The 22,748-nt window shown below is 62.5% G+C and carries 23 protein-coding genes; 8 read left to right on the top strand and 15 right to left on the bottom strand.

Annotation, left to right across the window (positions count from 1 at the left end; genetic code table 11):
• Nucleotides 1-6 precede the first annotated feature (6 nt).
• From PQQ96_RS17400 to PQQ96_RS17370, 7 genes are all read left to right on the top strand, one after another.
• The gene (locus tag PQQ96_RS17400; protein WP_408294106.1) at nucleotides 7-1,098 is read left to right on the top strand and encodes an ABC transporter ATP-binding protein; all 1,092 of its coding nucleotides are present in this window, start codon (nucleotides 7-9) and stop codon (nucleotides 1,096-1,098) included.
• Complete coding sequence (locus tag PQQ96_RS17395; RefSeq protein WP_408294103.1) at nucleotides 1,091-2,005, top strand: ABC transporter permease; 915 nt, start codon at nucleotides 1,091-1,093, stop codon at nucleotides 2,003-2,005. Before PQQ96_RS17400 ends, PQQ96_RS17395 begins: the two co-directional genes overlap by 8 nt.
• Before the next feature lie 51 nt (nucleotides 2,006-2,056).
• On the top strand, nucleotides 2,057-2,851 hold the full coding sequence (locus PQQ96_RS17390) for an ABC transporter permease (RefSeq protein WP_408294102.1): 795 nt from the start codon (nucleotides 2,057-2,059) through the stop codon (nucleotides 2,849-2,851).
• Between the two features lie 23 nt (nucleotides 2,852-2,874).
• Nucleotides 2,875-3,282: a (2Fe-2S)-binding protein gene (locus PQQ96_RS17385; RefSeq protein WP_408294131.1), complete on the top strand. Its 408-nt coding sequence runs from the start codon at nucleotides 2,875-2,877 to the stop codon at nucleotides 3,280-3,282.
• On the top strand, nucleotides 3,279-4,712 hold the full coding sequence (locus PQQ96_RS17380) for an FAD/NAD(P)-dependent oxidoreductase (protein WP_408294099.1): 1,434 nt from the start codon (nucleotides 3,279-3,281) through the stop codon (nucleotides 4,710-4,712). The genes PQQ96_RS17385 and PQQ96_RS17380 overlap by 4 nt, the downstream gene beginning before the upstream one ends.
• Entirely contained in the window at nucleotides 4,705-5,832 is a 1,128-nt protein-coding gene (locus tag PQQ96_RS17375) for an NAD(P)/FAD-dependent oxidoreductase (protein WP_408294096.1), read from the top strand. The genes PQQ96_RS17380 and PQQ96_RS17375 overlap by 8 nt, the downstream gene beginning before the upstream one ends.
• Before the next feature lie 64 nt (nucleotides 5,833-5,896).
• The gene (locus tag PQQ96_RS17370; RefSeq protein WP_408294094.1) at nucleotides 5,897-6,943 is read left to right on the top strand and encodes an ABC transporter substrate-binding protein; all 1,047 of its coding nucleotides are present in this window, start codon (nucleotides 5,897-5,899) and stop codon (nucleotides 6,941-6,943) included.
• 73 nt (nucleotides 6,944-7,016) lie between these two features.
• Here the strand turns inward: PQQ96_RS17370 and PQQ96_RS17365 are convergent, their stop codons facing one another.
• The 5 genes from PQQ96_RS17365 to PQQ96_RS17345 form a co-directional block, all read right to left on the bottom strand.
• Nucleotides 7,017-7,316, bottom strand: a complete 300-nt coding sequence (locus tag PQQ96_RS17365; protein WP_408294091.1) for a hypothetical protein — start codon at nucleotides 7,314-7,316, stop codon at nucleotides 7,017-7,019.
• Between the two features lie 54 nt (nucleotides 7,317-7,370).
• Nucleotides 7,371-8,306: a 2-dehydropantoate 2-reductase gene (panE, locus tag PQQ96_RS17360; RefSeq protein ID WP_408294088.1), complete on the bottom strand. Its 936-nt coding sequence runs from the start codon at nucleotides 8,304-8,306 to the stop codon at nucleotides 7,371-7,373.
• Nucleotides 8,307-8,596: 290 nt separating this feature from the next.
• Nucleotides 8,597-9,562 carry a nucleoside hydrolase gene (locus PQQ96_RS17355; RefSeq protein WP_408294085.1) on the bottom strand — a complete coding sequence of 322 codons (966 nt, stop codon included), beginning with the start codon at nucleotides 9,560-9,562 and terminating at the stop codon, nucleotides 8,597-8,599.
• Nucleotides 9,559-9,948, bottom strand: coding sequence for a cytidine deaminase (locus PQQ96_RS17350; RefSeq protein ID WP_408294082.1), 390 nt, complete (start codon nucleotides 9,946-9,948; stop codon nucleotides 9,559-9,561). The genes PQQ96_RS17355 and PQQ96_RS17350 overlap by 4 nt, the downstream gene beginning before the upstream one ends.
• 15 nt (nucleotides 9,949-9,963) lie before the next feature.
• The gene (locus PQQ96_RS17345; RefSeq protein ID WP_408294080.1) at nucleotides 9,964-11,241 is read right to left on the bottom strand and encodes a NupC/NupG family nucleoside CNT transporter; all 1,278 of its coding nucleotides are present in this window, start codon (nucleotides 11,239-11,241) and stop codon (nucleotides 9,964-9,966) included.
• Between the two features lie 254 nt (nucleotides 11,242-11,495).
• On the opposite strand from PQQ96_RS17345, the gene gltS reads away from it, so the two are divergent.
• The gene (gene gltS / locus PQQ96_RS17340; RefSeq protein WP_408294077.1) at nucleotides 11,496-12,722 is read left to right on the top strand and encodes a sodium/glutamate symporter; all 1,227 of its coding nucleotides are present in this window, start codon (nucleotides 11,496-11,498) and stop codon (nucleotides 12,720-12,722) included.
• An 87-nt stretch (nucleotides 12,723-12,809) separates the two neighbouring features.
• On the opposite strand, the gene PQQ96_RS17335 is transcribed toward gltS, so the two are convergent.
• The 10 genes from PQQ96_RS17335 to PQQ96_RS17290 all read right to left on the bottom strand — a co-directional run bounded on the left by PQQ96_RS17335 (nucleotide 12,810) and on the right by PQQ96_RS17290 (nucleotide 22,704).
• Nucleotides 12,810-13,994, bottom strand: coding sequence for a thiolase family protein (locus PQQ96_RS17335; RefSeq protein WP_408294074.1), 1,185 nt, complete (start codon nucleotides 13,992-13,994; stop codon nucleotides 12,810-12,812).
• 65 nt (nucleotides 13,995-14,059) lie between these two features.
• Nucleotides 14,060-15,499 carry an efflux transporter outer membrane subunit gene (locus PQQ96_RS17330; protein ID WP_408294071.1) on the bottom strand — a complete coding sequence of 480 codons (1,440 nt, stop codon included), beginning with the start codon at nucleotides 15,497-15,499 and terminating at the stop codon, nucleotides 14,060-14,062.
• Between the two features lie 10 nt (nucleotides 15,500-15,509).
• Complete coding sequence (locus tag PQQ96_RS17325; protein ID WP_408294069.1) at nucleotides 15,510-17,090, bottom strand: DHA2 family efflux MFS transporter permease subunit; 1,581 nt, start codon at nucleotides 17,088-17,090, stop codon at nucleotides 15,510-15,512.
• A gap of 7 nt (nucleotides 17,091-17,097) precedes the next feature.
• A complete protein-coding gene (locus tag PQQ96_RS17320) occupies nucleotides 17,098-18,198 on the bottom strand; it encodes an HlyD family secretion protein (protein WP_408294066.1) in 1,101 nt (366 codons plus the stop codon).
• Nucleotides 18,199-18,287: 89 nt separating this feature from the next.
• Nucleotides 18,288-18,710, bottom strand: coding sequence for a MarR family winged helix-turn-helix transcriptional regulator (locus tag PQQ96_RS17315; RefSeq protein ID WP_408294063.1), 423 nt, complete (start codon nucleotides 18,708-18,710; stop codon nucleotides 18,288-18,290).
• 80 nt (nucleotides 18,711-18,790) lie between these two features.
• On the bottom strand, nucleotides 18,791-19,213 hold the full coding sequence (locus PQQ96_RS17310; protein WP_408294060.1) for a MarR family winged helix-turn-helix transcriptional regulator: 423 nt from the start codon (nucleotides 19,211-19,213) through the stop codon (nucleotides 18,791-18,793).
• Between the two features lie 200 nt (nucleotides 19,214-19,413).
• The gene (locus PQQ96_RS17305) at nucleotides 19,414-20,496 is read right to left on the bottom strand and encodes a formimidoylglutamase (RefSeq protein ID WP_408294057.1); all 1,083 of its coding nucleotides are present in this window, start codon (nucleotides 20,494-20,496) and stop codon (nucleotides 19,414-19,416) included.
• Nucleotides 20,493-21,266 (bottom strand): amino acid ABC transporter ATP-binding protein, encoded by a 774-nt coding sequence (locus PQQ96_RS17300; protein WP_074286582.1) that lies wholly within the window; start codon nucleotides 21,264-21,266, stop codon nucleotides 20,493-20,495. Before PQQ96_RS17300 ends, PQQ96_RS17305 begins: the two co-directional genes overlap by 4 nt.
• Entirely contained in the window at nucleotides 21,263-21,931 is a 669-nt protein-coding gene (locus PQQ96_RS17295; protein WP_408294053.1) for an amino acid ABC transporter permease, read from the bottom strand. The genes PQQ96_RS17300 and PQQ96_RS17295 overlap by 4 nt, the downstream gene beginning before the upstream one ends.
• Before the next feature lie 17 nt (nucleotides 21,932-21,948).
• Nucleotides 21,949-22,704 (bottom strand): transporter substrate-binding domain-containing protein, encoded by a 756-nt coding sequence (locus tag PQQ96_RS17290; protein ID WP_408294050.1) that lies wholly within the window; start codon nucleotides 22,702-22,704, stop codon nucleotides 21,949-21,951.
• Between the last annotated feature and the right edge of the window lie 44 nt (nucleotides 22,705-22,748).

The raw sequence follows: 22,748 nt of genomic DNA, 5'->3' as shown, positions 1-22,748 counted from the left end.
CAGATCATGTCGTTCCTCACACTCACGGACGTAGCGAAATCGTTCGGCGATCTGCAGGCAGTCGCCGACGTGAACCTGTCGGTTGAAAAAGGCGAGTTCGTTTCGCTGCTCGGGCCGTCCGGCTGCGGCAAGACCACCACGCTGCAGATGATCGCGGGCTTCGTCGAAACGACGCGCGGGCGCATCACGCTTGACGGCCGCGACATCACGCATATGAAACCAAATAAGCGTGGCCTCGGCATCGTGTTCCAGAGCTACGCGCTGTTTCCGCATATGAGCGTCGCGGACAACGTCGGGTTTGGACTCGAGATGCGCAACGTCGACAAGGCCGAGCGCAAGGAACGCGTGCGCGAAGCACTGGCGCTGGTGCGGCTCGATACGCTCGCGCGCCGCTTTCCGCGCGAGTTGTCCGGCGGACAGCGCCAACGTGTGGCGATTGCCCGCGCGATTGTGATCGCGCCGCCCGTGTTGCTGCTCGACGAGCCGATGTCGAACCTCGACGCCAAGCTGCGCGAAGACATGCAGTTCGAACTGCGCGCCATTCAACGCAAGATCGGCACGACCACCATTATGGTCACGCACGACCAGTCGGAAGCGCTGTCGATCAGCGACCGCGTGGTGGTGATGGAAGCCGGCCGCATTACGCAGATCGACACGCCGTATGAAGCTTACGAGCGCCCCGAAAACAAGTTCGTCTCGCAGTTCATCGGCAAGGCCAACATGCTGGCGGGCACGGTAGTCGCGCGCGACGGCGACGCGATCCGCATCGATCTCGGGCACGACCTCGCCGAGACCGGCCACACCGCGCAACTGCCGATACGCGAACGCGTGATCGGCGTCGGCGACGCTGTCACATTGTGCATTCGCCCGGAAAAGCTGCGCCTATGCGCGCCGAACGCAGGACGTTTAGCGGCCACTGTGACGAGCCGCTTCTTCCTCGGCAGCCAATGGCTGTATCGCGTGGATAGCCGGCTCGGCGAAGTACTGGTGTGTTGCCAGAACGAGGGCACCGAGCCGCTGCCGGAAGGCGCGACGGTCGGTGTCGACTGGAACAGCGAGGCGATCCGCTTCATTCAACGGGATGCGCATCATGGCTAGTACGCTGCCCGCTTCGAACAACAACAGCATGAAGACGGTCAATGCACGCCGCGCGCCGTGGCAGGCCTATTTACCGTTGTGGCTGATGTGCGCGCCGGCTTTCCTGCTGTTTGCGACGCTCGTGCTGGTGCCGCTCCTGATGACGCTGGTGCTGACCTTCTACCGCTTCGATCCGTCGAGCGGCCCGATCGCCGCATTCCAGTTCGGCAACTACGCGGAAGTGCTGAAATCGTCGTATTTCCATACGATCTTCCTGCGCACCTTCGGCATCGCCTTTCTGACCACCTTGTTGTGCATCGTGATCGGCACGCCCGAAGCCTACGTGCTGTCGCGAATGCGCGATCCGTATCGCTCGATGTTCCTGCTGATCATTCTCGCGCCGCTGCTGGTCTCGGTCGTGGTGCGCGCGTTTGGCTGGAGCATGCTGCTCAACAGCAACGGCCTCGTGAATCAGGCGCTCGGTCTCGTTGGGCTAGGACCGTACAAGCTCGAATACACCACCTTCGCCATCGTCATCGCACTGGTGCACGTCATGCTTCCGTTCATGGTGATTCCGGTGTGGACCGCGTTGCAGAAGCTCGACCCGCAAACGGAAAATGCGGCACTTTCACTCATGGCCTCCCCCGCCACCACGCTGCGCCGCATCGTTCTGCCCCAACTCACGCCGGGCATTCTGTCGGGCAGCCTGATGGTGTTCGGACTATCCGCGAGCGCGTTCGCGATTCCGGGCCTGCTCGGCGGACGGCGCCTGAAAGTCGCCGCCACCGCCGTCTATGACGAATTCCTCGGCTCGCTCAACTGGCCGCTCGGCGCAACCATCGCGCTCCTGCTACTGGTCGCGAATCTGATCGTGATGCTCACCTACTACCGGATTCTGGAACGCAAGTACGCCAGAAGCCTCGGTTAATGCATCGGCTCGTTCATCGGCTTATTTGTCAGCTCACTGAGTAAGATCATCATGAGAAAAAACGGCCCCATTGCGCTGATTTTCCACACGCTCGTCATTGCGTTCGTGCTCGCGCCGCTCGTGATCGTCGTGCTGGTCGCCTTCACGCCCGACGAAACGCTCACGCTGCCCACCCACGGCTTATCGCTGCGCTGGTTCCGTGCGATCCTCGATTATCCGGACTTCATCTCGGCGTTCTTCAACAGCCTGAAGCTGGCCTTTGCCTCGGCCACGTTGTCTTTGATCGTCGCTTTGCCCGCCGCTCTCGCGATCGGCCGTGCCCGCTTTCCGGGCCGCGGCTTCCTCAACGGATTACTGCTGTCGCCGTTGGTGATTCCGGGCCTTGTGCTCGGCATCGCACTGCTGCGCTTCTTCGCCTTGATCGGCGCGACGGGTTCGTTCGCGTGGCTCGTGCTCGCGCACATGATCATCATCACGCCGTTCGTGATGCGGCTCGTGCTGGCCTCGGTCAGCGGTCTCGACCGCAGCGTCGAACATGCCGCGCACTCGCTCGGCGCCGACGCATGGACCACGTTTCGCCGCATCACCTTCCCGATGATTCTGCCGGGCATTACCGGCGGCTGGTTGCTCGCGTTCATCAACAGCTTCGACGAGTTGACGATGTCGATCTTCGTCACCTCGCCGCAAACCGTCACGCTACCGGTGCGCATGTACATGTACGCAACCGAGTCGATCGACCCGATGATGGCCTCGGTCTCCGCGCTGGTGATCTTCATCACGGCCGGTGCGATGTTGCTGCTCGATCGCGTGTATGGGCTCAACCGGATTCTGATCGGCCAGCACTGATGTCTTCTCCTGCCCTCTCTCCCATGCCGTCGAACTCGCCGTCTTCCGAACCCGCCGCGCCGATGCGTGATGCGCAATTTGTTCGCGTTGCGGAGACACAGCGTGAACCGCTCAGCTTTTTTATCGACGGTCACGAAGTCACTGCACTGCAAGGCGATACGCTGCTCACCGCCGTGCTCATGCAGCAACGTCGCGTGCGCGATAGCGAATTCAGCGGCGCGCCGCGTGCCGGCTTCTGCCTGATCGGCGCTTGCCAGGACTGCTGGATGCGCACCGAAGCGGGCATGCGTTTGCGCGCGTGCTCGACGCTGGTGACGCCGGGCATGCGTGTGGTCACGCGGCTCGCAGAAGTTACCTTTATTGCCGGCGTTGCCTCTGAGATTGCCCCTGTCGCCACATCCGCTGCAATGGCAAACGGAGACACGCCATGAGCAACGCACACCGCGTGGTTATCGTCGGCGCGGGATCGGCAGGCGTACGCGCCGCCGAAACCCTGGTTGCCGCTGGCATCAAACCCATTGTGCTGGATGAAAACGCCCGCTGGGGCGGACAGATCTATCGTCAACCGCCCGCGAACAGCGCATTCCAGCGCTCGAAAAAAACGCTCTACGGTTTCGAAGCGCACAAAGCCGACGCGTTGCATACGACGATGGCCGCACTGCTTCCGCACCTCGACTATCGCCCCGACACACTGGCCTGGGCCTGTGAACCCGGGCGGCTCGATACGTTGCACGAGGGACGGGAAATCAGCGTGCCGTTTTCGCATCTGATCATCGCGAGCGGCGCCACGGACCGCGTGCTGCCGGTGCCGGGCTGGACGCTACCCGGCGTCTACACGCTGGGCGCGGCGCAGGTCGCCTTGAAGGCGCAGGGCTGTGCGATCGGTCAGCGTGTCGTGCTGGCAGGCACAGGACCGCTGCTCTATCTCGTGGCCTATCAATACGTGAAAGCCGGCGCACAGGTGGTGGCCGTACTCGACACGAGTCCGCTATCGCAGCAGATTGCCGCGGCACCGAAACTCGCACGGCAACCGGCTACGTTCGCCAAAGGGCTCTATTACGTCGGCTGGCTGAAGATGCGCGGCGTGCGGATCGAACGCGATGTGAGCCTGATCGGCGTTCGTGGTGTGCAAGGCGTGAGCGCAATCGAATGGCGTTCTTCAACCGACAGCTCGAGGTCCGAAACCATCGCGTGCGACGCGGTTGGCATCAGCTTCGGCTTGAAGCCTGAAACCCAACTCGCCGATCTCGCCGGGTGCCGCTTCCGTTTCGATACGCACAACCGTTGCTGGCTGCCCGAGCTCGACCCCGCAGGACGCAGTTCCGTACAGGGCATCTATCTTGCCGGCGACGGTGCGGGCATCGCTGGCGCCGACGCAGCCGAACTCGCTGGCCGCCGCACCGCGCTGGCGCTACTCGACGACCTCGGCATCGCACATCCACGGGGCGTGGGCATGCGCGGCGCGGCTTCCCTCGACCGCGGCCTGCAACGTATCGCCGTGTTTCGCCAGGGTATCGAAGCGGCATTTGCGCCACCTGCAAAATGTGCGGCGCAATGGCCCGACGACATGACCGTGTGCCGCTGCGAAGAAATCGACGCGGGCACGTTGCGGCGCTGCATCCGCGGCGGCGAAGCGAACGAGATCAATCGCCTGAAAGCGCTCACGCGCGTCGGCATGGGCCGTTGCCAGGGACGCATGTGTGGCGAAGCGGCATTGACGCTGCTGGCGGAAGAAACCGGCAAACCCCTCGAAGCCGTCGGCCGCTTGCGCAGCCAGCCGCCAGTCAAACCGATTCCGCTATCGCCCGCGATGTATGCCGATGACGTCGTCGAGATTCCCGAGGAGGCGCGCGATGAGTGACACCCTGCACTACGACGTCGCGATTGCGGGCGGGGGCCTCGTCGGCTCATCGGCGGCGTTGGCGCTGGCACGGCGCGGCTTGCGCGTGGGCCTGTTCGAGCGGCGCTACTGCGGCGCGCAGGCAAGCGGCGTGAACTACGGTGGCGTGCGCGTCCAGGGACGCCCGGTCGAACAGATGCCGCTCGCCATGCGTGCACGGCGCATCTGGGATCGCCTGCCGGAACTGATCGGCATCGACGGCGAATTCACTGTGTCGGGACATTTGCGGCTCGCGCGCAGCGAAGCCGATATTGCCGCGCTCGACGCATGGGCCGAGATGGCGCGCGGCCACGGACTGCAAGCGCAGGTGATCCGTGGCACCGCGTTCCGGCAACGCTATCCATGGCTGGGTGCTGCGGCGATCGGCGGTTCGCTGTGTGCGACCGATGGTCATGCGAATCCGCGTCTGGTCTCGCCCGCGTTTGCCCGTGCCGCGCGAGCCGCAGGCGCGGACGTGCACGAGCAAACCGAGTTGACCGGGGTTCATCACGACGGCACACGCTTCCAGTTACGCGCGGGCGACATGCACATCAGCGCCGACTGGTTGATCAATTCCGCGGGCGCATGGGCGAATACGGTCGCCGGTTACTTCGGCGAAACCGCACCGATGAAACCGATCTACCCGAACATGTGGGTCACCGAGCCACTGCCGCTCTTCATCACGCACAACCTCGGGGTGGTCGGCGGCGGCATCTATGCACGGCAAGTGGCGCGCGGCAATTGCGTGATCGGCGGCGGCCGCGGACATGGCGACGGCGAATACGGTCAACCATCGACGGAAACCACCCGCGCCGTGATGCGCGATGCGTGCGCCCTGCTGCCCGCGTTGCGTGAGGCGCTACTGATCCGCACATGGAGCGGTGTGGAAGGCGAAACACCCGACAGCAATCCGATTATCGGTGCGAGCCGCACTGTGCCGCGTCTGTTGCATGCGTTCGGCTTTTCGGGCGGCGGCTTTCTGCTAGCGCCCGGCGTCGGCGAAATACTCGCGGATCTCGTGATCGACGGCGACACGACCACACCGCTCGACGCTTTCTCGATCAATCGCTTCGCTGCTGTTGCCGCGCCTTCCGTCGCTTAGTTGTTAGCTAGTCATCGCTTAGTCATCGCCCCGTTATCGTTTAGTGAAACTCAGGAGCCTCTCAATGAAACTGTTCAAGACGATCGCGGCGCTGGCCGCATTGTGCGCATTCGCCGCGGCCGCGCCGGCATGGTCGGACACAAAAACCATCTATATCGGCATGAACGGCGGTCCGATGGAAAAGGCCTATACGAGCCAGGTCCTGCCCGACTTCGAGAAAGCCAACAACGTCAAAGTGGTCGTGGTGCCCGGCACCTCGTCGGACATTCTCGCCAAGCTGCTCGCCAACAAGGCTAACCCGCAAATCCACGTGGTGTTTCTAGACGATGGTGTGATGGCCCGCGCGGTCAGCATGGGCGTGTGCAAGAAGCTCGACGACTCGCCGGTGCTCAAGGAACTCTACCCGTTCGCTCGCATGAAGGACGACATGGGCGCGGGTGTCCAACTCGGCATGACCGGCATCGCGTTCAACAAGAAGCTGTTCGCTGAAAAAGGCTGGGCGCCGCCGACTTCATGGATGGACTTTGCCGATCCGAAGTACAAGGGCAAAGTGGTGTTCCAGTCCGCTTCCAGCAGCACCTTCGGTCTGCACGGCTTTCTGGCGATCAACCGCTTGATGGGTGGCAGCGAGCAGAACGTCGAACCGGGTTTCACAAAATGGGCGAGCACGGTCGGCCCGAACGTCGTGGAGTACGTACCGAACTCGGCGAAGATTTCTGAAATGGTCCAGACCGGCGAAGCGGGCCTGTTCCCGTTGACGCCAACGGCCGTGAGCGATCTGCAGGACAAGGGCATTCCGGTCGGCTATGTGAACCCGAAGGAAGGTCCGGTGTTGCTGCTGGTCGATCTGTGCGTGGTCAACAACAACCCCGATCCGCAATTGGCGCAGAAACTCGCACAGTTCCTGCTGTCCGCACCGGCTCAGACCAAAGCGGCCGAGGCCGGCAAGCAGATTCCGACCAACCGGCTCGCGAAAATGACGCCGCCGATGCAGCAAAGCCTCGGTAACGTCGACGATCTGGTGAAGAAGGTGACCGTGGTGGATTGGGACACGATCAACGCGCATCGGGCGCAGTGGGATACGCGCTGGAATCGGCAGATCGAGCGTTGAGGCTGACTTGCTTCGGTGACGTGCACGCCTTGTTTGCTGCAAGGCCCCCGCGTTTTAATGGGTGCGCCGCGTGTTATCCGACGACCGACAGCACCACCGCGAGCCATGTCGCCACCACGCCGGCGAGAAACAGACGCCGCGCGACGCGGATGCCGGCGTCGCTAGTTTCGGTTGGGACGGGGCGCGTCGCCATCCACGGCACGAGCCCGAGGCAAGCAAAGCCGACCAGCGCAAACACCACCACCGTCACGTCGGTGAAGCGCCATTTCGCCGACTCGTGCACGCCCCAATAGCCGAGAAACACAATGCCGATCGAGAAGATCGTGGCTGCGGCCGAACTCAGCGCGGGCACCGATCCAGTTGGACTCGGCATGCTTGACCTCCGAAAGGTTAGGCTGCTATGTGCAAGCACTGATATCCGCAACGCTTACGACGTACGGGTCAGCCTCGCTTCATACGTCTTCAGATGGCTATAGGCGATACGCAGCAGCGACAAGCCATGCTCGCCCTTCTGCGCATCGCCGCCGCGCGAGATCAGATCGCCGAGAATGTGATCCGCCTCGGTATGCGACTGATTTTCGACGTCGCGCATCATCGAAGCCGTGAGCGGCGAAGGCGTAAAGAGCATTTGGGTCGCCCGGGCGTCGAAATCCGGGCCCATGGTAAAGCCATTGTTTTCGGCTACGCCACGGCACTCGCCGAGCAGGTTTTCAAAGATGCGCTTGCCATCGGGCGCCGCCAGAATATCGCCGACCGAACCCCGCATCAAGCACGTACCGGCCGCCAGTGTGGCCAGGAACACCCACTTTTCCCACATGCGCAACAGGATGTTGTCGCTGATCACGACATCGAAATTCGCGTCGGCCATCGCATCCGCGATCGCCTGGACACGCTCGGACGTGCCGCCGTCCAGTTCACCGAAGGTGATCGCATGCGTTTCGTTCAGATGCATGATGTGCTGCTCGGGGCTGAGCGTCGCCGCTATCACGCATTGACCGCCCAGTACGCGTGACGCACCGAATTTTTCCTTGAGCACGTCGATATGGCGCATGCCGTTGAGCATGGGCAGAATCAGCGTCGATTCGCCGACCAGCGGCGCGAACGAATCGATCGCGTCGTCGAGACTGAAGGCTTTGCAACTGAGCAGCACCAGATCGAACGGCTCCGCGCCGACGCCAGCGAATATCGTCTTGACGTCGCGCAACGTGAGATTGCCGCGCGCGCTGTTGATGACGAGACCGTCACGCTGGAGTTTCTCCGCACGGCCGGGGCGCACGAGGAAGGTCACGTCCTGGCCCGCCGCTGCGAGACGTCCGCCAAAATAGCCACCCACGGCGCCCGCCCCTACGACTAGAATTCGCATCTTTTGCCTCTTGATAGATTTGGGTCACACATGCCGGGTCGATAAGCCGAAGCTTCGACGACCACGCACGCAGCACATCTGCAGAAATGTAGCAAAGATTGGCGATGCGCATCGGCCACACATGCAGAGCGGGCTTGCTGCAACGCACTGCGGCGCACTGTTCTCCGCATTATTCTCTTATGTCAGATCAATCGCCGCGCCGCCAGCCGTGTGCTACGCCTCCGTCTGCATAAAAAGAGGCACTGAGAGGAGGCCCACGGAACAAGCGGCGACGACGTTGCAAGATCATCCTACAGCGTGCCACAGAGAGTACGCTCGTAAAGCGCGAGCATCCCGGGCACATCCACATCCACGCAGACCTCGCACTCGGGCCGGCTGTCCCAGTCCGGCGCGGGCACCGGCATCGTAGAAGGCTTCTGGATGGTCTGGCCCACGGCGATACCGTCCGTCAGGACACGTACGGGGCCACTGCGCGTCGTATAAAGATACCGCGCCAGCACATAGGTGACCGCCGACGAGTCATGGACGTAAATGCCCCTGAGTTGCGCGCTTTGCTCATGAAAGGCCTCGTAGTGCCGCGACACGTCCCACACGAACTGCCCTGCTGCACCGCCGCGATCGCGCAGTGACGCCAGATAATCCCGGCTCATGATGGTGCGCTGCGTGACGTCGAGCCCGACGATCGCCACCGGCCACGGCGCGCCGAGCACGATGTCAGCGGCATCGGGGTCGCCGAGGATGTTTGCTTCGGCGGCGGGGGTCACATTGCCGAGCACGCCGTCCGTGCCGAACGCACCACCCATGATGACCACCTGCTTGACGAGCGGTGCGATCTGCGGATCGTCGGCCAGCGCCAATGCCAGGTTCGTGAGCGGGCCCACGGCGATGAGCGTGACTTCGCCGGGATGCGCGCGCACCGTGTCGATGATGAAACGGTGTGCGGGCCGTGCGTCGAGCGCGGCTTCAACCCCGGCTTCGATCGCGACGTTGCCGAGTCCGTTGTCGCCGTGAATCCAGGCGAGCGGTTCGGGCGCTGCGCGCTTGAGCGGTGCGGCAGCGCCCTGCGCAACCGGCACGCCCGGCGCGAACCGCCCGGCCAGAAAACGCGCATTGCGCGTGGTGGTCTCGATCGTGGCATTGCCAAATACGCTCGTCAGACCGAGCAATGCGATGTCCGGATGCCGCGCCTGGAAAACGAGCGCCATCGCATCGTCCACACCGGGATCGGTGTCGTAGATAACCTTGTGCTTGCTCATAGGTAGAACGCGTCCGGCAATTGTTCACGTGCGGTGGTGTCGCGGGTCGCGCCATGCAGATTGCCGAGGCGGATCGGCAACTCCGGGCCGCCCAGTTCGATGATCACCTGGCGGCATGCGCCGCACGGCGCGATCGGTCCATCCGTATCGCCAATCACGGCAAGCGCGGCGAACTGGTCGCGCTGATAGCCCGCGGCAATCGCGCTAAAAAACGCTGTACGTTCAGCGCAATTGCACAGCCCATACGATGCATTCTCGACGTTGCAGCCGTCGAATACTGTGCCGTCTTTGGTCAGCAGCGCGGCGCCGACCTTGAATTTCGAATAAGGCGCATAGGCCTTTTCTCGCGCGGCACCCGCGCGTTCCAGCAGTTGTTCCATGTTCATGCAACGATCCTCAATTCAATTCAGCGTCAGGAACATGCCCGCAATCGTGGCGCTCATCAGGTTCGAGAGCGTCGCGGCGAGCACGACACGCAGGCCGTAGCGCGCGACTTCGGCGCGGCGTTCCGGTGCGACAGCGCTAAAGCCGCCCGTCAGCACCGCGATCGACGCAAAATTCGCGAAGCCGCACAACGCAAACGACAGAATAGCAATGGTACGCGGATCGAGCGCCTGCAGGCCGGCCGCGCTCACGCTTGCGGCATCTTTCAGATACGGCGACAGCGACGCATAAGCCACAAATTCATTCAGAATGATCTTCTGGCCGAGGAAATTACCGGCGATTGCCGCCTCGTTCCACGGCACGCCGATCAGATACGCGAGCGGTGCGAACACCGTGCCGAGCACCGACTGCATCGACAGTTGCGGATGGCCGAACCACCCGCCAATACCGCCCACAATACCGTTGAGCAACGCGATCAATCCGACGAACGCAATCAGCATCGCGCCGACCATCACGGCGATTTTCAGGCCCACTGTCGCGCCTGAACTCGCGGCTTCAATCACATTCGCGGGACGCTTCTCGTCGAAGCTGAGATGTTCGAGATGCACGCGGCTCGGTTCGGTGGTCGGGTGAAGTATCTTCGCGAACAACAAGCCGCCGGGCACCGCCATGAACGACGCAGCCAGCAGATAGTCGATCCGCACACCGAGGCCCGCATAGCCGGCCAGCACCGAACCGGCAACCGCCGCCATGCCGCTCGACATCACCGCAAACAGTTCGGCGCCGGTCATGTCGCGCGTGAACGGCTTGACCACGGCAGGCATTTCGCTTTGGCCCAGGAAGATCGTGGTGACGGCCGAGAACGATTCGAGCTTCGATACCCCGAGCAGTTTGTGAAACAGCGTGCCAAGCACGAGCACGATCCAGCGCATCACGCCGATGTAGTACAGCACCGAAATCAGCGCGGTGACGAAGATGATGGCCGGCAGCACCCGCACGGCAAAAACGAAGCCGCCGTCGCCGAAGACCTGGAACATCTTCGCTTGCACGAGGCCGCCGAACAGAAACGCGATGCCCGCATTGCCATAGCCGAGTATGTCATTGACACCGGACGCAGCCGCCGCAAGGACCGTCTTGCCGATCGGCACGAACAGAATGAAGGCGCCGATACCCATCTGCGCAAGCAGCGCCGCGATTACAGTCCGTAAGCGGATGGCGCGCCGGTTGGTCGAAAAGATGAAAGCGATCAGCAGCAGTACGGCAATCCCGAGGATGTTTCGAGCGATCAGTGCCATGTCTTTTTGGTGTTCTTGTGAGAGTGGCAACGATGCTAAACGAAACCGCTGCCGGAGAAAAACTTTCAATGTGGCCTCACGCCAACACCGACGAACAGCCGGTCCAGGACAGCGTGCCTCGCGCTCAATCGTTGTTGGATCAGCACCGTTCAGGTACCCTCACGCCACAGGCGTTTCCGGCTCCTTTGCCGCTCCACACGCCGTCAGACGCCTCGTCACGCTGTGACGACCATGCATTCTCAACGAGGTCGCCTATGAACGTCGGTATCTATGGAACACTCGTCACGGCTTCACTCGTTCTGCTGCTGGGGAACAAGCTGGTCGGATGGGTCCCCCTGCTGCGCAGCTATACGATTCCCGAGCCCGTTGCCGGCGGGCTCCTGGTGGCTATCGTCCTGCTGATCCTGCGCACGACGAGTCACGTCGAAGTACGCTTCGATACCGCGCTGCAAACACCGCTGATGCTCGCCTTCTTCGCGACCATCGGTCTCAACGCCAACCTCGCCAGCCTCAAGTCGGGCGGCCCGCTGTTGCTGCGTTTTCTCGGTCTCGTGATCGGCCTGCTGGTCCTGCAGAATGCAGTGGGCATCGCCCTCACTTATCTACTGGGCATCGATCCGCTGTACGGTTTGCTGGTCGGTTCGATCACCCTGTCCGGCGGTCATGGCACGGGCGCTGCATGGAGCAAGGTGTTCGCCGAACACCATGGGCTTCAGTCCGCTACGGAAGCCGCGATCGCCTGCGCGACTTTCGGCCTCGTGATGGGCGGCATTCTCGGCGGCCCAGTGGCGCGTGTGCTGATGCGGCAAGTCGCCAGGAAGGACGCCGCGCATGCCGGGAATCAGGCAGAGAACCGCGGCGGCAACCTCGCCGAACCAACGCTCGCCTTCGAAGAACCGAAGGCGGAACAAGCCACCACGCCTGGCGCCTTCATCGAGACGCTGGCGCTGATCGCGATCAGCCTCGCGGCCGGCGATGCGCTCTCACAAGTACTGGCCGGCACCGCGGTCGAACTGCCCACTTTTGTCTGCGTGCTATTCGTCGGCGTGGTGCTAAGCAATGCACTCGGGCTCGCGGGCAAACCCGTTATCGATCACGCCGTCGCCCTGCTCGGCAACGTGAGCCTCGCGTTGTTCCTCGCCATGGCGCTGATGACGCTCAAGCTCTGGGACCTCGCCTCGCTAGCGCTGCCGGTCGTTTCGATTCTCGTCGCGCAGACCGTGTTGATGGCCCTCTATGCGATCTTCGTCACGTTCCGCGTGATGGGCCGCAACTATGATGCTGTCGTGCTGGCCTCCGGTCATTGCGGTTTCGGACTGGGCGCCACACCCACGGCGATTGCCAACATGCAGGCCGTCACGGCCCGCTTCGGCCATTCGCACCTCGCCTTTCTGGTGGTGCCGATGGTGGGCGCGTTCTTTATCGACATTGCCAATGCGCTCGTCATCAAGGGATACCTGGCGTTGCCGATCTTTCATTAGCCGATAGATACCGCCGCGGCCGTTTCAGCAACATCCCAGCCGCGGCGCATCAGCGCTTCCTGGCACCACAACGCGCCGCGGCCGATCTCAGATCACTTCCAACGCCAGCGCAATCCCCTGCCCGCCACCGATACACAACGTGACGACGCCGCGTTTCAGGCCGTCGCGGCGCATCGAATGCAGCAGACGCGTCGTCAATACCGCACCCGTCGCGCCGATCGGATGACCGTGTGCGATCGCGCCGCCTTGCACGTTGATCAGTTCATCCGCGATGCCGAGTCTGCGCGCCACCGCGATCGGCACGGCTGCGAAGGCTTCATTGATCTCGAAGCGTTCGACGTCCTCGAGTTTCCAACCCGCGCGGGCCAAGGCCATTTGCACAGCCGGCACCGGACCGAGGCCGAACATGCCCGGCTCGACGGCCGCAACGCCATACGCCACCAGCCGCGCGAATGGCTCAATGCCACGCGCCTCAGCGAACTCACGTTCTGCGACCAGCATGGCTGCTGCACCGCTGTTCAACCCCGGGGCGTTGCCCGCGGTAATCGTGCCGTCCGGACGAAATGCCGGACGCAGTCTGGCGAGCGTTTCAACGGTGGTATCCGGGCGCGGCTGTTCGTCGCTCGAAAAATGCTGCGGGCCTTTACGCCCAGGGACTTCGACGGCGACCAATTCAGCTTCGAAATCGCCGCGCGCCTGCGCTTCGGCGAAACGCTGTTGCGAGCGCGCGGCCCAACGGTCCTGCGTTTCGCGCGTGAGGTCGAAATGCGTCACGAGGTCTTCGGTATGCCAGCCGGAATGCTCGCCGGAAAACGCGTCGTTCAGGCCGTCGCGCAGCAGGCTGTCGTGGACTTGCGCGTTGCCCATGCGGTAGCCCCAGCGGCTGCCGTCGAGCAGATACGGCGCGCGGTCCATGTTTTCCATGCCACCTGCCACGGCTGCATCGCCGAGGCCAAGCCAGATTTCCTGCGCCGCGGACGCAATCGCCTGCGCGCCCGAACCGCACACACGATTGACCGTTAACGCCGGCACGGCCACAGGCACGCCCCCGCCAATCGATGCCTGACGCGCCGGGTTCATCTTGTTGCCGGCCTGAATCACGTTGCCCATCACCACCGAGGCCAACGCGGCCGGATCAAGGCCGCTGCGACGCAGCGTCTCACGTACCGCGACCGCGCCGAGTTCGGTTGCGGGCACCTCTTTCAACGATCCGCCGAATGCGCCAATCGGCGTTCTCACCGGATTGCAGATCACCACTTCTAGCTTACTCATCGTTTATCTCCAGTTGGACTACCCATTTCACCGTTTCACGCATTCCGCCGCCACGTCCACGCGCATCAATTGGCCGATGCCGCCGTGACCGTAGCGGGCACATCCCAGCCGCCGCCGAGCGAGCGGTACAGCGCAACGGCTGCGAGCGCATGCTCGCGTTTGGCCTGATTCAACGATTCCGCATCGCGCAGATAGGCTTCCTGTGCGGCGAGCACATCGAGAAAATCCGTCGCGCCGTTCTTGTAGAGCTCACTCGACAGACGCAGCGCATGGTTCGACGCATCGAGCGCGCCGCCCAGACGTTGCACCTGTACCGCGCCACTCACCAGATCGCTGCGGTTGTCCTCGATTTCCTTGAGCGCTTGCAGCATGGTTTGCTGCAGGCCGAGTTGCGATTCGCGCATGCGGCTCTCGCTCGCGTCGATATTCGCGGTGATGCGGCCGGCGTTGAAGATCGGGCTCGTGGCATTTAATGCGGCACTGAAAAGGTTATCGGTCAGCGTCGGCAAGCCGAGATAGGACGAAGCCAGCAGGCCGTCGGCGAGATTGAGCCTGAACTGCGGATAGCGCTGCGCCTTTGACACGCCCACTTCCGCCGCGCGCTGTTCGACCGCCGCGTAGGCATTGCGCACGTCCGGCCGCTGCAACAGCGCGTCGGACGGCAGCGTCTGCGGCACGCTTTGCGCGGGCACCGGAATGTCGCGTGCCTTATTTGCATCAGCCAGCAGCAGGCCGTCGACGCTCTCCGGGGTGCGCCCCGAATACACCGCGATCAGACTCAGTTGATGCTGCACGGCCGACTGCACGCGCGGGATCTGCGCCTGCAGACCCTCCAGCTGGTTCTGTGCACGCGCGACGTCGAGTTGGGTCGACAGTCCGTAATGCAAGCGCTCCTGCGTGAGTTTCAAGGCACGCGCACGGATCTGTTCGTTGTCGCTGAGAATCTGCAATTGCGATTGTGCCCAGCGCAGATCGATATAGGCCGCCGCTGTATTCGCCGCGAGTGCCAGACGCAATTGATTCAAAGCCGCCTGACGGCCCGACACTTGCGCCTGGGCTGCGAGAACTGCAAGACGCTCACCGCCGAAAACGTCCGGCGTCCAGCTTGCCGTCACACCGACACCGGCTTGACGCACATAACCGAGCGGCGGCGGCGTGTTCTGGCGAGAGTCGGATGCGCCCGCGCCGGCGTTCAGTTCCGGGAGCAATGCCGCGCGATCTTGCGTCGCGAGATCCTTCGCCTGCTTCACGCGTTCGGCCGCGGCCTGCACGTCAAGATTGCCCGTGAGCACCGACTCGACCAGTTGATGCATGACAGGATCGCCAAATTGCGCCCACCACGTGTCGGCACTGATGCTGCCTTGAGGCGCATCGACATTCCATGCGGTCGGCGCTATGGTCTGAACCGACTGCTGCAGGTCCGCATGCGTTTCAGGTTGCACCGCGCATGCCGCGAGTGTCAGCAGCGCCGCGCTCACCAGTACGTTGATAACGATTGGTTTCATGCTGACTTCCTCAATGAGCATCGGGCGGCGGTGCGGTCAGGCCAAACGGGCGAGAGAACAGCACGCTGAGCAAACCGACGACAAAACAGAGCGACAGCGCAAAGAACGTGTCGGAAAACGTGAGCACGAGTGCTTCGCGCATCAGCAGCGCATGCAACTCGCCGAGCCCCGCATTGGCTGCATTCAACGCATCGCCGCCGACTGCCGCGAAATGCGCGCTTTGCTGCTGCAAGATCGACTCGACCACTGGACGGCCCGCGTTCAAATTCTCATCGAGCCGTTCGTAGTGGAGATTCAAACGGTCGTTGAGCATCGTGCTGCTCACTGCAATGCCAATCGCGCCACCGAGGTTGCGCATCAGATTGAACAGGCCGCTCGCTGAACGCAGCCGCGAAGGCGGCAAGGAGCCGAGCGCCATCGTGACGATAGGTGGAATGCAGAACTGCTGGCCGATGCCACGCAACGCCTGCGGTATCAGCAGTTCTTTCCAGCCCCACTGACTGGTCAACGGCACATAGAGATAGCACCCGACACCGAACAGAACGAGTCCGAACACCATCAGCCAGCGCATATCGATGACACGAGCCAGCGTCGAGTACGCCACCAGCGCGAGCAACTGAAAGCAGCCGACCGACAGCAACGCCAAACCGATCTGCAGCGAATCGAAGCCACGCACGCGCGACAGGAACACCGGCGTCAAAAACACCGTGCAGAAAATCCCGATCCCGGTGATGAACGACAGCAAGCTGCCGATGCCGAAGTTGCGAATCGCCAGCGCGCGCAAATCGACAATCGGTTCTTTCGCGGTAAACGCATGCACAAGGAACAGGAAGCCACAGATCGCCGACACCCATGTACATAGAATGATCACGTCGTCGCCGAACCAGTTCTTGCGCGGGCCTTCTTCCAGCACATATTCGAGGCAGCCGAGAAAGCCGGACATCAGCAGGATGCCGAGGTAGTCACCTTTTTTCAGCAAGGAAAGATCGACCTCGTCGATGTGGACGTATTTCGGCACCAGCAGCGTGACAGCGAGGCCCGGCACAAGGTTCAGATAAAACAGCCAGTGCCACGACCATTGCGCCGTGATCCAGCCACCTATCACCGGACCAATGGTCGGCGCGAGCGTGGCCAGCGCACCGATGGTGGTGGACGCAATCAGCCGTTGTTTGCCGGGGAACAGCACGAATGCCGTGGTGAAAACGGTCGGGATCATCGCCGCACCGAGCGCGCCCTGCAAACCGCGAAACAGGATCATCGAGTTGATGTCCCATGCGAGGCCGCACAGCATGCTGGTGATCGTGAAGCCGAGTGCGGAGAACGCGAACAGCCAGCGCGTGGAAAACACCCGCGTCAGCCAGCCCGACATCGGAATGACGAGAATCTCGGCGATCAGATAGGACGTCTGTACCCACGAGAGTTCGTCCTGGCTCGCGGACAGACCACCGCCGATGTCTTTGAGGGAAGACGCAACGATCTGGATATCGAGCGTCGCCATAAAAAAGCCGACGCACATCAGTGCGAACGCTAAAAATTTGGTGCGCGTCGGCTGGTCAGCGGGATTGGCGAAATGGGCGGGGGCCTGAGTCATGATCGGTTTATCCGTGGACCGGCGTGTTGTCAGCATCGACATGCACCTTCACCGTCGCCGAGAGCCCCGGGCGCAGCACGCCCTGCATGTCCTTCGGCACATCGAGACGCACGCGCACCGGCACGCGCTGCACGATCTTCGTGAAGTTGCCGGTGGCGTTCTCCGCCGGCAGCACGCTGAAAGTCGCGCCAGTCGCGGGCGCGAGGCTCTCAATCACGCCGCGAATCCGTTTGCTCGATGCATCGAGATCGACGTCGACGGTGTCGCCGACCTGCATCTTCTTCAACTGGTCTTCCTTGAAATTGGCGTCGATCCACAGTCCGCTCGACGGCACCACCGTCAACAGCGACACACCCGTGTTCGCCAGCAGGCCGACGCGCGCGGTGCGATTGCCGACGTAACCGTCGATCGGCGAGCGGATCGTGGTGTATTCCACGTTCAATGCGGCGACGCGTTGTGCCGCCTGCGCGGTGGCGATGCGTGCCTGCGCGTCGCCGATCTGCGCGTCGAGCACGGCGATCTGCCGTTGCGCGGCAATCAACGCTGCGCTGCTGCGGTCGACCGCGGCATGCGCCTTGGTCAGATCGGCGTCCGCGCGTTCGACGACCTGGTTCGATACCGCCTCGTCCTTCACCAGTTCGCGATAGCGCGTCTGATCGGCGGCGCTGCGCGTCAACTCGGCGCCGGACGCGCGAACCTCGGCGGCCTGCTCGTTGATAGTGGCAAGCTGCAGGGACTTCTTCGCCTGCAGCTCGGTGACAGCGGCCTGTGCACTCTCGACCTCCGCACTCGCCTGCGCGAGGCGAGCATCGTAATCGCGCGCATCGAGCCGGATCAGCACCTGATTCGCATGGACGAACTGGTTGTCGCGCACCAGCACGTCCGTGACGAAGCCATTCACTTTCGGCGACATCACGGTCACATCGCCACCGACGTAGGCATCGTCCGTCGTTTCGACAAAGCGGCCGACGATGAACCAGTACGACGCGGCAACCGCCAGCACGGCGAGCACCGTGATGATCGCGAGCAGCATCCACGGAATGCGCCGGGCCGGTTTGGCGGCGTTGGCCACGCTGGGCGGTGCAATAGTCGAGGGTGTAGTGGACATGATGTTCGAATGTGTGTATGCACTCGTTGAACTAAAAAAAACGGCGCGTTGTAGTGCGCCTGGCTTGGCCCGCTCCACGCGGGCCTGATTCAAATGGGATCTCTTGTGACGGCGAACAACTCGCTGCGCAACGCCGCCGCGCGCTGCTCGCCAAAGCGATCCTCGAACTCGGCTTGCGCGGCATCCCAATGCTTGCGGCCTGCGTGCAAGCGCTCTTCTCCGGCTGCAGTCAGTGCAATCGACAACGCCCGCGCGTCCGCCCCGCCTGTCTCGCTCGACAACAATCCGTTGCGCCGCAGCGGCTGGATCGTGCGGACCAGCGTGGTGCGTTGCATGCGCATGGCTTCGGCCAGTTGCTTCATGGTCATCGGACCGGTGCGCTTCAGGCGCCCCATCAGCGAAAACTGCGTGATGGTGAGGCCGACATGCTCAAGGTGGCGGTCGTAAAGCTGCGACACATAGCGTGCAGCCTGGCGGATCGCAAAGCAGTCGTCGTCGAAGAGCCCGTCCATCGCTGCGCTTCCTTCTCGTAAGTGCGTATGCACATAATCTGGTGTAAAAAAGCTCGTCAGAACGAGCTCATGCGCTTTGTCTATCCGGTGATGCTGAAAAGCTCGGAGCGCAGCGCCTTGGCGCGTACATGGCCGAACTTTTCTTCGAACTCGCTCTGCGCAGCACGCCATGCGATGGCGGCCTGATCGAAGATCGTTTCGCCCTTCTCCGTGAGACTGAACAGAAACGTGCGGCCGTCATGCTCCGCTGATTCGGCGACCACCAGCCCGTCGCGCTGCAACGGCTTCATGGCGCGGACCAGCGTGGTGCGCTCCATCACCATCGCGTCCGCGAGGTCCACCATCGGCAGGTTCGGCGTGCGCGCTAGCTTGGCGAGAATCGTGAACTGCGCGGCCGTGAGCCCAACCTGCCCGAGATGGCGCTCGTAGATTTGCGTGACGTGCCGCGCCGCCTGGCGCAGCGCGAAACAATTGCATTCGTCGTAAGAGAGAGGACGGTTCATGCTCTGCAGTTTATATGTGCATACACACAGAGTCAAGTTTACGATTGCTCAGCAGATATTTCGCAAGAATCGGTAACGACGACCTTCGAAGCAACAGTCCATCCATACGCATGCCGGCATGACGATTACCGGCAACTACGATACACCGATCGGCGTGGCGCGGTGCAGCGGCGCTCCGATCAATGCATTTAGCATGCGTGTTAAAGCAGTCGGTACGCGAGGCGCGCCGCCGCCCTCGCCGTGCGCTTATCCTGATCGAGCGACGGGTTGTACTCCGCGATATCCGCCACGCGCAGCTTGCCCGACGCCCGCACGCGCTGCACCATCGTTTCGACCACCGACAAGGGCACGCCCAACGCAGCAGGCGCCGATACGCCCGGCGCGGTAGCGGCCGGGAGCACATCGAGATCAATGGTCAGATAGATGTCGTCCGCTGCGTTCAGCAACTGCTGGAGATCGTCCAGACGCTGTGGCAATTGCGGTTCCTGCATATCGATGTCGAGCACGTAGCGCACGCCGAGTTCCTCCGCATGCGCAAACAGCGAAGCGGTGTTGCCCAGATCGCTAATGCCGAAACAGACGTAGTTGAACGGCACACCTCGTTCGGCGCAGTCGCTGGCAATCTGATCGAACGGCGTGCCTGAATTCGCTGGCCGCTTCTGGCGCAGATCGAAGTGGGCGTCGAAGTTGATGATCAGCAGCTTGCGGATTGCAGGCGCCGACGTGATTGTCGAAATCGCACCTGCATTCGCTGCCGCAGCCGCCGAAGTTGGCGAGGTGGTCACGATGCCAGCGCCCGCGTCTGTGCCCGCAGCCCCAGCCACGCGATCCTGATGCAGGCGAAAACCGCAATACGTCCCCCACGCAACCTCATGACCGCCGCCCAACACCAACGGCCGGCCGCCGCTCGCGAGCACGTCGCTCACCACCTTCGCGAGTTCCGCCTGCGCGCCTTCGAGGTCGCCGTCGTCGCACACCACATCGCCCGCATCGGCGAGCGTCGCTATTGACGTTTTCGCCGGTAAGCCCGCCAGCACGCGACGCAGTTCCTTCGGCGCGTGGGCCGCGCCGGTACGCCCTTGATTGCGCCGCACGCCTTCGTCGGAACCAAACCCTACGATCACCGGCGCATCGTTTCCAATAAGCGGCGCGGTGCCTAAAACATCCTCATGCCGCAACGCGCCGCCGAACGGCACCACCTGATTGAAAATACGCCGGGTGTCGCCGGGTTCGCCATCGTCGGAACGGCCGCTCCACACCTTGTCATCGAATGGAACTCTCATGCGCGCGACAACACCGCCTGAAGGAAAGCGCGCGTGCGCGGCTGCGACGGCGCCGAGAAAATCTCGGCAGGGGGTCCTGCCTCGACGATCACGCCGCCGTCCATCACCACCACCACATCGGCGACTTCTTTCGCGAAACCCATCTCGTGCGTGACGACAACCATCGTCATGCCCTCGCTCGCGAGCAGCTTCATCACCTGCAGCACTTCCCCGACCAGCTCGGGATCGAGCGCGGAAGTCGGCTCGTCGAACAACATCACGCGCGGCTGCATCGCCAAAGCGCGAGCAATGGCAACACGCTGCTTCTGACCGCCCGACAAACTCGCCGGCATCACGTGCGCCTTGTGGGCGAGGCCCACTTTTTCCAGCAACGCGGTTGCAGTCGCTTCGGCTTCGGCCTTGCTGGCGCCACGCAACATCCGCGGACCGACCGTGATGTTATGCAGCACCGACAGATGCGGAAACAGATTGAACGACTGAAACACCATGCCCACTTCGGTGCGCAGCGCATTCAGCGAGCGTTCCTTGAGCATCGCCCCGTGATCCACCAGCCGGTGCCCGCAGATATCGATCGTGCCGCCCTCGGCCTCTTCAAGCCCGTTGCAGCACCGCAGGAAAGTACTCTTGCCCGAGCCGCTCGGCCCGATCACGACCACGACCTGCTGCGGCTGGATATCGAAATCGATGCCGTTCAGCACCGTATGCGAGCCGAACGATTTGGTCAGTCCGCGAATGCTGACGATAGGTTCATCTACTTTTACGGTGTTCATTGCACCATCCCTCCTGCGCGCAAGCGGCGTTCCACACGATGCAGCGCGTAATTGGTCACCTGCGTCAACACCAGATACACCAGCGCGATCGCCAGATACACTTCAAGCGAACGGTACGACACGCTGATGATCTTTTGCCCTTCGTGCATCAGATCGTCGATCGTCAGCAGCGACACCAGCGCCGAGTTCTTGATCAACGCGATGAATTCGTTGCCGAGCGGCGGGATCATTCGCACGATCGCCTGCGGCAGAATGATCGCGCGCATGGCCTGACCCGACGACATGCCGATCGAACGCGCCGCTTCCATCTGCCCGCGATCCACCGACTGAATCGCACCGCGCACGATCTCCGATACATAGGCCGCCGAATACAAACCAAGCCCGAGCATCCCGCACACGAAAGCCGGCAACAGAATGCCGAATTGCGGCAAGCCGAAGAACAGCAGGAAAAGTTGCACGAGCAACGGCGTGCCGCGGAAGAACGTGAGGTACGCGGTACAGAAACCGTACACGATGCGCCGCTGCGGCGTGAGCCGGCCGATACCGATCAACAGGCCCAGCACGCAGCTCAGCGCGAGCGCGGCGGCGGTCACTTCGACCGTCACCAGCGCGCCATGCATGATGTCCGGAAAGCCGGCGATCACCGGCGAGAAATCGAGTTCCATTATGTTCGCTTAGCCGGTTATTGCGCGGTGGCGCCGAACCACTTCTTGACGATTGCCGCATACGTGCCGTCGGCCTTGATCTTCGCCAGCGCCGTGTTGAATGCCGCCTTCAGTTGCGGTTCGTCCTTGCGCACGGCGATGCCGTAGGCTTCAGTCGTCAGCTGTTTGTCGAGCACGCGGAAACCGCCGCGCGTCTTCACGAACTGATAGGCAGCCGGCTTGCCGGTCACGGCAGCGTCGGCACGGCCGATACCGACCAGGTCGAACATCTCCTGATTCTTTTCGACTTCGACGCGGTTGACCTGCGGGAAGTTGTCGCGCAGGAAGTTGACCGACTTCGTGCCCACCTGGACCGACACTTTCTTGCCGTTCAGGTCGGCGATCGACTTGATCGGCGAATCGTTTTTCACCAGCGCGACAAGACCGCCCGCGTAGTACGAATCGGTGAAGTCGACCACTTTCGCGCGATCATCGGTGATGTAGATGCCGGAGATCGCCGCGTCGAAACGATGGGCGATCAAGCCCGGAATCAGCCCTTTGAAGTCGATATCGGTCCATTGCACGCGTTTGCCCATGGCTTTCGCGAGCGCATTCATCATGTCGACGTCGAAGCCGACGCGCGCACCGTTTTCGGTGTATTCCATCGGCGGGAAAGTCGCGTCGGTAGCGACGTTCAGCACGTCCGTCGTTTGGGCGGACGCCGCACCGGAAAAGCCGGCAAACGTCACCGCAAATGTGACGCATGCGAGGGACAACAGTCGATTCAGTTTCATGGGAGGGCTCCTGGTGGTTCGGTCAGTGCGTTCACTGCGTTCAG

This window comes from Paraburkholderia sediminicola (assembly GCF_046027825.1).
Lineage (GTDB): Bacteria > Pseudomonadota > Gammaproteobacteria > Burkholderiales > Burkholderiaceae > Paraburkholderia > Paraburkholderia sediminicola_D.
This window is presented reverse-complemented; position numbering and strand designations above follow the sequence as displayed.